We start from the raw sequence: 9,703 nt of genomic DNA, 5'->3' as shown, positions 1-9,703 counted from the left end.
GCGCTTTCTGGCAAACTACTCCAGACTGATCGCGGAGGCGACGGGCCCTGCGAAGAAGCAATCATGGAAATTGCGGCGGCAGCGGATCGGATGCGATTTCAGGCATGGTGCCCGTTTACACCCGATGTGTGGTCAGGACATGCGCGCGGACCGGCTGATTGATCCCCTTCAGCGATAGCTCGCGGATGGCCGCTCCGGCCATGAGTTCCGGCGCCTGCGCCGCTGCCTCCGGCGACACCAGGATCTCGCCGGGTGCGGCCTGCGATTCCAGCCGCGCCGTCAGGTTGACCGTGCCGCCGATCGCGGTGAAATCGCTGCGGAAGGTCGAGAACTCGCCGATCTCGACCTCGCCCGTGTGCACGCCGACGCCCACCCCGGGCGGCGCGCCGGCCTCGCCGGCCGGCAGGTCGCGCAGCGCATCGGCGCAGCGCCGCTGCACCTCCAGCGCCGCCGTGATCGCGGCGGCGGCGTGGCGCTCGCTCTTGATCGGGAAGTTGAAGATCGCCATCAGCCCGTCGCCCATCTGCTTGTTGACGATGCCGTCATGGTCCCAGATGGCGCGGGCGCACTGATCCTGGAAGATGCTGACGATCCTGCTCAGCGACACCGCGTCCGTCTGCCCGGAAAGCCGCGTGTAGCCGCGCATGTCGGCGAACAGGATGGTGGCGTCGGCGGAAACGTGGCGCTGCTTCTTGACGAAGCTGAACGAGCGCTCGCAGATCGTGCAGATGTTGGGGTTCATCTTGCTGCGGGTGATGCCGAAAGCCTGGAACGGCACCGAAAGCGCCCCCCGGATCGGGATCGGCATTTTCATCTGGTCCCAGCAGCCCCGGCAGATGCGCGCGTCGGCGGAAGGTGATGACGGCATCGGCAAGAACTTTCCTGGCCAGGTGGGCCATTCGCATCGGCGGCAGCTCGGACCGGCGCCGGAGATGCCGTCGCCGGCATGCTCCTCGGCGTCGCGCCCTGCCGGTGAGAGTGTCGCGTTCGGCCGGGTTTGGCAATGACCGTCGGCGCCGGATGCAGGCGCAAGCGCATAGGAGATTACCCCCACCCCTGACCCCTCCCCACAAGGGGGAGGGGGACCGGCTGACGTCTCCGCCAAACGCCAATCGTTGAAAGCTCCGCGTGGCATAGCAGCCGCAAGACCCCCCTTGAGGCAGGGCTATCGCATATGCGTTTACCCCCACCCCTAAACCCCTCCCCACAAGGGGGAGGGCGACCGGCTGGCGTCTCCGCCGAGCACTAATCGTCGACGGTTTTGCGTTGCATAGCGGCCGCAAAGTCCCCCTCCCCCTTGTGGGGAGGGGTTAGGGGTGGGGGTACGGGGTCGAGCAGCAGTTGCTGAAATCCCAAATGCGATTGCCCTGCCCCTATGGGGAGGAGTCGGAGGTCGGGGGTAATCTCCTATGCGCCTGCCCTGGCGCCGGATACCTGTCGACCGCGGCCCATCCGCGCCGGCATTTGCGATTGCGCGGCGGGGCGGCGCATGGAATATCGCTGCGCGTGCCGCATGGGCACGGCCGGCGACCGCCGGGACCGCAGATCCGTTGGAAGGACGACCTCATGAACCATTCATCCGCCGCCACGCCGCAGCCCTATGTGCCGCTCCGGCTCGCCGGGCGTCCGCTGGCGCTGAAGATCGTGGCGATCGCCCTCGGCACGCTGTTCCTCGCCGCCGCGTCCTGGATCGAGGTGCCGATGTACCCGGTGCCGATGACCATGCAGACCTTCGCGGTCACGCTGATCGGCGCGCTCTACGGCTGGCGGCTCGGCCTCGCCACCGTGCTCGCCTGGCTCGCCGAGGCGGCGATCGGCTTCCCGGTGCTGGCGGGCGGCGCCGGTGGCCTCGTCCATTTCGCCGGCCCGACCGCCGGCTATCTCGTCGCCTTCCCGCTGGCCGCCGTCCTGGTCGGCTGGCTGGCCGAGCGGGGCTGGACCGGCGCCGGGCGCGTCCTCTTCAATGTCGCGGCGATGCTAGCCGGCAACGCCTTCATCCTCGCCTTCGGCGGCCTGTGGCTGGCGGCCATGATCGGCCTCGACGACGCGATCACCTTCGGCGTCCTGCCCTTCATCCTCGGCGGCGCGCTGAAGGCGGTGCTGGCGACGGTGACGGTCGAGGTCTGCCGCCGCACCGGAGCGAAGCCGGCGCTCTGACATGACGGTCCGGCTGCGCGCCCACCACCTGCTCTGCATGCTGACCTATGTCGGCAAGGGCTACAGCGCGGCCTTCACCGACAATTACGACGCCATCGTCGAACGCCTGAGCAGCGGCGAGGACATCCTCCTCGTCGCCGGGCCTGACGACATCTGCCGGCCGCTGCTCGGCGAGGCCGAGGCGCACTGCCGCAACACAAGCGTCGTCGAACGCGACGCGCTGGCGGCGTCGGCGGTCGGCGACCTGCTCGGTCGGCCGCTCGACGCCGGTGCAAGGATCGCACTCGACCCGGCAGTGCTGGCACGCATGCGCGAAGCGTTCCGGCAGGGCACGACGCGCCGCGCCTGCTCGGAGTGCGAATGGTTCGAGCTGTGCAGCCATGTCTCCAGCAGCGGTTTTGCGGGGACGAAGCTGGTTTGCCCGGGATAGAAGCGGCTTCCCCGCCTTGACGCCTCCGCCAAATGCCACTATGGAGGCCCAACTTTTCAAGAGACCGCTTGACAAGATCGCGCGCCGTCGAGGCGAGGCAGGCCGGTCCGTACGAGAATCGAAGGTAGTAAGAAATGTCCCGTGCTTGCGAACTGACCGGCAAGGCCGTGCTCACCGGCAACAATGTCAGCCACGCCAACAACAAGAGCCGCCGCCGCTTCCTGCCCAATCTGGTCAGTGTCACGCTGATCTCGGAGGCGCTGAACCAGAACGTGCGCCTGCGCATCTCCGCCAACGCGCTGCGCTCTGTCGAGCACCGCGGCGGCCTCGACGCCTTCCTGGCCAAGGCCGACGTGGCGGAGCTGTCGCAGCGCGCCCGCCTGCTCAAGAAGCAGATCGCCAAGAAGCTGGCCGAGCAGCAGGCTGCCGCTGCCTGATCGTTTATAGGCGGGGGACGACCGCCGGAATAGGGCCCGTCATCCACGATGGCGGGCTCTGTTTTGTGAGGCATGGCCGGAGCGTCCGCCGGTTGCCGCTGGTTCCATTACCCAGGATAAAAAAATGAGAGACCGCACCACCTATCTGCCCTTCGTGGCCGCCATGGCGCTCGTCGTGGTCGCCTCCAACATCCTCGTGCAGTTCCCCGTCCAGGGCATGCTCGGCGGCCTGTCGCTGGCCGACATTTTGACCTGGGGCGCCTTCACCTATCCGGTCGCTTTCCTCGTCACCGACCTCGCCAACCGCCGCCACGGCCCGCTGTTCGCGCGCCGCGTCGTCTTCGTCGGCTTCATGCTGGCGGTCGCCTGCTCGATCCTCGTGCCGCCGCTGTTCTACCGGCTGGGCATGATCGAGTTCGACACCGCCGCCGGCCGGCTGGTGCGCATCGCCATCGCGTCCGGCGCCGCCTTCCTCACCGCGCAGCTGCTCGACGTCACCGTGTTCAACTGGCTGCGCCGGCAGAGCTGGTGGCGCGCGCCGATCTTCGGCACGCTGGCCGGCTCGGTGGTCGACACGGCGATCTTCTTCTCGATCGCCTTCTCCGCCGCCTTCGCCTTCGTCGGACCGGAGGACGCCTTCGCGCTGGAGGCCGCGCCGCTGCTGGGCAGCCTGCTGGCCGAGGCGGCGCGCTGGGTGTCGTGGGCGTTGGGCGACCTGACGGTGAAGCTGATCATCGCCGCCGTGGCGCTGATCCCCTACCGGCTGATCGCCGCCCGCTGGAGCCAGCCGGCCGCCGTGTAGCGGCCGGCTATCGCGATTTTCCGTCGACCGGCCGCGGCGCAGGCGCCTTCTGCTGCGCCCGCTGGCTGAGCCAGACGCTGGCGAGCACGGCGGCCATGCCGGCGAGCTGGGCCGGGCTGAGCGACTGGCCGAGCACCGCCCAGCCGAGGATCACCGCGGTCATCGGACTGAAGAAGCTGAGCGGCGACACCACCGAAGGCTCCAGCCGCGCGATGCCGCGGAACCACAGGATGTAGGTGAAGGCCGCGCCGATCAGGCCGAGATAGGCGAAACCCAGCAGGTTGGCGCCGGTGAGATGCGGCAGCGGCGGCTCGCTCCACAGCACGATGGGAATGAGCAGCAGGCCGCCGGCTGTGAGCTGCCAGGCGGTGAAGGTGAGCGGCGACACCGGCGGCTGCCAGCGGCGGGTGAGCACTGTGCCGGCGGCCATCGCCAGCGCGCCGACAAGCCCGGCGGCGATGCCGACCGGATCAAGCGCCGCCTGCGGCGTCAGGATGAGCAGCGCCACGCCCGCCAGCCCGCCGACCGCGGCGACTACCGACAGCGCCCGAACCGGCGAGCCGAGCAGCAGCCGCGCCAGCAGGATGACGATCAGCGGCTGGATGGCGCCCACCGTGGCCGCGACGCCGCCCGGCAGGCGGTAGGCGGAGACGAACAGCATCCACCAGAAGATCGAGAAGTTGAGCCCGCCGAGCACGAACACGCGCGCCCACCAGATGCCGTGCGGCAGCTGCCGCACCAGAACCAGCAGCAGCAGGCCCGCCGGCAGCGCCCTGAGCAGCGACACGGTGAGCGGATAGCCGGCGGGCAGAAGCTCCGTCGTCACCAGATAGGTGCTGCCCCAGATCGCCGGGGCGATCGCCGTGAGCAGGATGTCGAAGCTGCGGGGCATGAGGCGCGTCCTCGTGAATTATCTTGAGGTCAAGATAGTTCGAAAAACATCTTGACGTCAAGATATCTCGCCGGAATGATGCGGCATGGACCGCGTCGACGAAATCCTGGCGCAGTGGCAACGCGAGCGCCCCGACCTGGACGTCGCGCCGATGGGCCTGATCGGCCGCATCCGGCGGCTGTCGGCGCATCTGTCGCGCGAGATGGAGAAGACGTTTGCCGCGCACGGGCTGAACGGCGCCACCTTCGACGTGCTGGCGACGCTGCGCCGCTCCGGCCCGCCCTACGGGCTGTCGCCGGGCGATCTGCTGGCCGCCATGATGATCACCTCGGGCACGCTCACCAACCGCATCGACCAGCTCGAAAAGGCCGGGCTGGTGAAGCGGAGCCACAATCCGGAAGACGGCCGCAGCGTCATCGTCTCGCTGACCGACAAGGGGTTTTCCGCCATCGACGCCGCCGTCACCGCGCATGCGGCGACGCAGGCGCGGCTGGTGGCGTCGCTGCCGGCAGCGGACAAGGGGGCACTAGACGCCCTGCTGCGCGGCTATCTGGCCGGCTTCGAGGACGGCTCGTGAACCGTGGCGGCGAAGCTGTCCGGCCGCGAGTTCACGGCTGGCAGCCGATCAGCACGGCGCCGAGCGTAACGACGACGCAGGCCAGCAGACGCCTTGGCGTCAACGTCTCGCCGAGGAACAGCCCGCCGATCAGGGCGGCGAAGACGACGCTGGTTTCCCGCAGGGCGGCGACGGGACCGGCAGGTCCTAGGGCGAAGGCCGCCACCACCGCGCCATAGGCGAGGACCGCGACGACACCGCCGGCCAGCGCCTTCCACGTCTCCGGCGCACGCGGATCGACCGTGAGCCTGCCGCGCAGCATGAGCACCACCGCCGGCAGCATGACGCCGTAGAGCACCACCACCCAGGCGGCATAGGCCCTGCTGTCGCCGGCCATCCGCACGCCGATCGCGTCGACGGTGGCATAGCCGGCGATGATCGTGCCCGTCGCCGCGGCGAGCAGGATCGACGAGGCGGCGGCCCGCCCCTTGCCGAGCGAAAGGCTCATGATGCCGAGGGCCACCAGGACGACGCCGGCCGACTGGTACGGTCCGATCTGCTCGCCGGCGAGCAGGAAGCCGCCCAGCGTCACCAGCAGCGGCACGGTGCCGCGCACGACCGGATAGATCTGGCCGAGTTCCCCGTGCCGGTAGGCGGCGACGAGGAAGACGGTGTAGGCGACCTGCAGGACGGCGGAAAGACCGATGTAGGTCCACGCCGGACCCGCTGGAAGCGGCTGCATGAAGACGAAGGGAAGCGCCGCGAGCGTGCCGGAAAAACTCATCACCGTGACGGTCCACAGCCGGTCGGCGCCGCTGCGCAGGAAGGCGTTCCAACTCGCATGCAGGATCGCGGCGGAGAGGGCGAGCCCGACAACCGCGGCGCTCATGGATAGCCGGCCGGCGCCGCGAGCACCGCGGCCGCCGCCGCTCGGGCGCTCCGGATGGCTTCCCTTCCCTGCCCCATCTGGGCAAGCAGCGTCGCCCCCTCGATCAGCATGAACAATGCCGTGGCGGCAGCCTCGCCGCGGTCACCCGGCATGGATGCCGCGAGAATCCCGCGCAGCCGCCGTTTCAGGCCGAGCTTCTGCCTGGCAGCCGCCCGGTGCACGGGGTGGTCGCGGCTCTCGAACTCCGCCAGGGCGTGCTGGAACAGGCAGCCGTGGAAATCGGCGCCGTCGAACCAGCGCTCGTGCCAGTCGAGGATCGTCGCGATCTTCCGGTCGGGCGTGGCGGCGCTTGCCGCGAGTCCGTCGAGCTGCCGCTCGAACCGCTGCTCCCGCCATTCCAGGACGGCGACGATCAGCTCGTCCTTGCTCGGAAAGTGCCGGTACATGGTCATCTTGGCGACCCCCGCCTCGGCGATGATGCGATCGATGCCGGTCGCGTGGAATCCGCCGCGCTTGAACAGCCGATAGGCGGTCTCGATGACGTGCTGACGCTTCTGCATGACGACACCAAGAGATGAGACAGGTCTGTCTCTTTTTGCCGTGAATTCGCGGAAAGTCAAGCGCAAGCGGCCACATCCTGCGGGACAGGCCCGGCGGAGTCCGGTTCATGTGGCGGCGGCGGTACTCCGGAGGCACCGCCATCGAGCGCACTTATCGGGAGGCTTGTGCCGCGCCGGATCGGCCTCGCCGCTCGGGCCGTCAGTGCCGGTTCTGCCGCCAGGCGGCCGGCGGAGTGCCGTAGGCGCGCGAGAAGGCGCGGCTGAAGGCGGCTTCCGTGCCGTAGCCGGCCTCGTGCGCGACGACCCCGATCGGCTTGCTGGTGGTGCTCAGGGTCACGCTGGCAAGGCACAGGCGCCAATCCAGCACGTAGCGCATCGGCGACGTGGCGAGTACCGCCTCGAAGCGCTCGGCAAGCGTGCTGCGCGACACGCCCGACGCGGCGGCAAGGTCCTGCACCGACCAGTCCCGCCGGGGGTCGTCATGGATCAGGGCCAGGCAGCGCCCCAGCGACGGATCGGCGAGCGCGGCGAGCCATCCCGTCGAGCCGGTTCGGCCCGAAATGACCTGGCGCCGCAGCAGCTCGATGAAGATCGTCTCGGTCAGCCGCTCCAGCACGGACAGGCCGCCGGCGCGCGGCCGCTCGATCTCGGCGACGATCTGCGCGATCATGACCGTGAACCAGCCGGCATCGTCGCCCTCCGCCGTGCGGATGTGGATGAAGCGCGGCAATGCGTCCCTGAGCAGGCGGAAGCCCACGGCCTCGCATTGCAGGTAGCCGCAGATCAGCCGGACGCGCGGATGCTCCTGGCCATAGCGCAGGATCGGCACCTCCCGCCACGGCTTCGGCGGCAGGTCCCCGCCTGGGTCGAGCAGGCGGCCGCCGGTACCGGCGCCGACCATATGCCCGGTTCCCTGGGGAAAGGCGACGACGTCGCCCTGTCGCAGGGTCGCCCGCTCGCCCTCCAGCTCCACCCAGCACGTGCCTTCGGCGAGGATGTGGAACGGCATCACAGACGGCGGCCGGTAGGGTGACGGCGAGGCGTCCGTCTCCCAGGCGCCGCCGGGCATGAAGCAGAACTGCACCGAGCCGGAAATCCTGATTGAGCGCAGCACGTCGGAGAGGACGTCCTTGTCGGTCGCGCTGCCTGCCGAAGGGCGGGCCGGAGTTTCGATCAAATATTTCAGCAATCCGGCCAAAGACGCTTCCTATCTATTCCTGTAAATGAAGAAAAATTCAACAGAAACATGTACAAATGGAAACAACATGCAAGCAGAAAGCCGTAATCTTGTCATCCTTATGACCAAGGGCATCGACTCGGAACTGTCCTCGGTCGCGTTCACCATTGCCAATGGCGGACTGACCGCCGGCCTGAAGGTGTCGGTCTTCCTCACCAGCTCGGCCATCGATCTCGTCCGCCGCGGCGGGCAGCAGTTCACGCATGTGCCGCCGCTCGACTCGCTCGCCGCCCTGATCGCCGATTTCCAGAGCCGCGGCGGCGTCATCTGGGCCTGCCCGCCCTGCGTGAAGGCGCGCGGCTACGAACAGGCCGACCTGCTCGACGGCGTCGTCATCGTCGGCGCGAGCGCCATGCATGCGGAGATCAAGACCGGAGCGGCGACATTGTCGTTCTGAGCGGCGGACGAAGCGGCGCGACCGGCTTCCCCTCGATTCGGCTCGGGCTGCTTCCAGTGGCAGGTCCGCCCACCCTCTCCGGCGGAGGAACATTGCCCCGCCCTCCTCCTGCCGGCGCCGTGCCCGCGGACGCTCCGCCGGCTACCGGTCGATCCGGGATACGCTCGCACGGGATTGCCCTGGCTCGCGCCGGAAGGCGGCAAGTTCATCGCCTGGTGTATTTGTCGATCAGCGTCCGCGACTCGTCGAGCAGAGCCTGGCCGTCGATGTCTTTCGCCTTCATCTCGGCGATCCAGGTCTCGACGATCGGTTCGGCCGCCGCCTGCCATGGTCCGACCTCGGCGGCGCCGAGTTCGATGATCGTGTTGCCGGCGTCGAGCGCGGCTTTGCGGCCGGCGCCGTCGTCCGCCTGCATGGTTTTGCCGAACAGCGCCGACACCTCGCTGCCGGAATTGTCGTCGATGACCTTTTTGAGGTCCGCCGGAAGGCCGTCGTAACGGGCCTTGTTCATCGCCAGCACGAAGGCGGAGGTGTAGAGCGCGCGGTCGCCGCCGAATTCCGTGTGATTGGGAGCGAGTTCCGGCACTTTCAGCGGCACCGCCACCTCCCAGGGGATTACCGCGCCGTCGATCATGCCCTTTTCGAGGCCGTCGGTGATCGCCGGTATCGGCATGACGACCGGCGTTGCGCCGAGCCGGCCGATGAGCGCCGTCACCATGCGGGTCGGGGCGCGCAGCTTTCTGCCCTTCATGTCGCCGAGCGTGGCGATCGGCTGGCGCGCATGGATGACGCCGGGGCCGTGCACCCAGGCGGCAACGACATGCACGTCCTTGAACTCGGTGTCCTTCAGCCGCGACGAGAGCAGGTCCCACCAGGCGCGCGATGTCGCCTCCGCCTCCGTCATCATGAAGGGAAGCTCGAAGACCTCGGCGCTGGGAAAGCGTCCCGGCGTATAGCCCGGCAGCGCGAGCACGATATCCGCCGTTCCGTCGATCGCCTGATCGATCAGGTCGGCAGGCTTGCCGCCGAGCCGCATGGCCGGGTAGCGTTCCACCTTGATGCGCCCGCCGGACTGGCTCTCGATCCTGTCGGCCCAGGGATCGAGGATGTGCCTCGGTGCGTTGGCCTCGGCCGCCAGGAAATGGTGGAGCTTGAGCGTGATCTCCTGCGCCAGCGCCGCGCCGGCATGGAGCCATGCCGTGACGGCGAGGGCACCCGCACAGGCCGCCGACCTTCTGGAAAAGAGCTTCATGGATCCGCCTCCCCGTCGCGGACGCCACTCGCCGCACTCCGCCCGAAAATACTACCAGAAATTCGGCCGTTGCGGCGAAGCGGGGACGGACCGT

12 protein-coding genes are annotated in these 9,703 nt (G+C 68.7%); 6 read left to right on the top strand and 6 right to left on the bottom strand.

All coding sequences use genetic code 11. The features are described 5' to 3' along the window. Positions 1–115: 115 nt before the first annotated feature. The gene (locus AC5JDC_RS14020) at positions 116–868 is read right to left on the bottom strand and encodes an adenylate/guanylate cyclase domain-containing protein (protein WP_495841958.1); all 753 of its coding nucleotides are present in this window, start codon (positions 866–868) and stop codon (positions 116–118) included. A 698-nt stretch (positions 869–1,566) separates the two neighbouring features. Between AC5JDC_RS14020 and AC5JDC_RS14015 the strand changes: the two genes are divergently transcribed. From AC5JDC_RS14015 to AC5JDC_RS14000, 4 genes are all read left to right on the top strand, one after another. After that, complete coding sequence (locus AC5JDC_RS14015; protein WP_495841956.1) at positions 1,567–2,157, top strand: biotin transporter BioY; 591 nt, start codon at positions 1,567–1,569, stop codon at positions 2,155–2,157. Position 2,158: 1 nt separating this feature from the next. Next, a complete protein-coding gene (locus AC5JDC_RS14010; RefSeq protein WP_495841954.1) occupies positions 2,159–2,587 on the top strand; it encodes a DUF1284 domain-containing protein in 429 nt (142 codons plus the stop codon). A 134-nt stretch (positions 2,588–2,721) separates the two neighbouring features. Further along, positions 2,722–3,024, top strand: a complete 303-nt coding sequence (gene rpmB, locus AC5JDC_RS14005) for a 50S ribosomal protein L28 (RefSeq protein WP_495841952.1) — start codon at positions 2,722–2,724, stop codon at positions 3,022–3,024. Between the two features lie 124 nt (positions 3,025–3,148). Then, the gene (locus AC5JDC_RS14000) at positions 3,149–3,826 is read left to right on the top strand and encodes a queuosine precursor transporter (protein WP_495841951.1); all 678 of its coding nucleotides are present in this window, start codon (positions 3,149–3,151) and stop codon (positions 3,824–3,826) included. A 7-nt stretch (positions 3,827–3,833) separates the two neighbouring features. Here the strand turns inward: AC5JDC_RS14000 and AC5JDC_RS13995 are convergent, their stop codons facing one another. Then, entirely contained in the window at positions 3,834–4,718 is an 885-nt protein-coding gene (locus tag AC5JDC_RS13995) for an EamA family transporter (protein ID WP_495841949.1), read from the bottom strand. A gap of 85 nt (positions 4,719–4,803) precedes the next feature. Between AC5JDC_RS13995 and AC5JDC_RS13990 the strand changes: the two genes are divergently transcribed. Beyond that, the gene (locus AC5JDC_RS13990; protein WP_495841947.1) at positions 4,804–5,295 is read left to right on the top strand and encodes a MarR family winged helix-turn-helix transcriptional regulator; all 492 of its coding nucleotides are present in this window, start codon (positions 4,804–4,806) and stop codon (positions 5,293–5,295) included. Between the two features lie 31 nt (positions 5,296–5,326). On the opposite strand, the gene AC5JDC_RS13985 is transcribed toward AC5JDC_RS13990, so the two are convergent. From AC5JDC_RS13985 to AC5JDC_RS13975, 3 genes are all read right to left on the bottom strand, one after another. Further along, a complete protein-coding gene (locus tag AC5JDC_RS13985) occupies positions 5,327–6,163 on the bottom strand; it encodes an EamA family transporter (protein WP_495841945.1) in 837 nt (278 codons plus the stop codon). Continuing rightward, positions 6,160–6,723: a TetR/AcrR family transcriptional regulator gene (locus AC5JDC_RS13980; protein ID WP_495841942.1), complete on the bottom strand. Its 564-nt coding sequence runs from the start codon at positions 6,721–6,723 to the stop codon at positions 6,160–6,162. Before AC5JDC_RS13980 ends, AC5JDC_RS13985 begins: the two co-directional genes overlap by 4 nt. Before the next feature lie 199 nt (positions 6,724–6,922). Beyond that, positions 6,923–7,912: an AraC family transcriptional regulator gene (locus AC5JDC_RS13975; protein ID WP_495841975.1), complete on the bottom strand. Its 990-nt coding sequence runs from the start codon at positions 7,910–7,912 to the stop codon at positions 6,923–6,925. 76 nt (positions 7,913–7,988) lie between these two features. Here AC5JDC_RS13975 and AC5JDC_RS13970 point away from each other — a divergent pair, with 76 nt between their 5' ends. Continuing rightward, on the top strand, positions 7,989–8,357 hold the full coding sequence (locus AC5JDC_RS13970) for a DsrE family protein (RefSeq protein WP_495841940.1): 369 nt from the start codon (positions 7,989–7,991) through the stop codon (positions 8,355–8,357). Between the two features lie 205 nt (positions 8,358–8,562). On the opposite strand, the gene AC5JDC_RS13965 is transcribed toward AC5JDC_RS13970, so the two are convergent. Then, a complete protein-coding gene (locus tag AC5JDC_RS13965) occupies positions 8,563–9,609 on the bottom strand; it encodes a TRAP transporter substrate-binding protein (RefSeq protein WP_495841938.1) in 1,047 nt (348 codons plus the stop codon). Positions 9,610–9,703 lie beyond the last annotated feature (94 nt).

The organism is Kumtagia sp. (assembly GCF_059502445.1).
The sequence above is the reverse complement of the archived record's forward strand: the minus strand, read 5'-3'. Positions and strand labels throughout refer to the sequence as shown.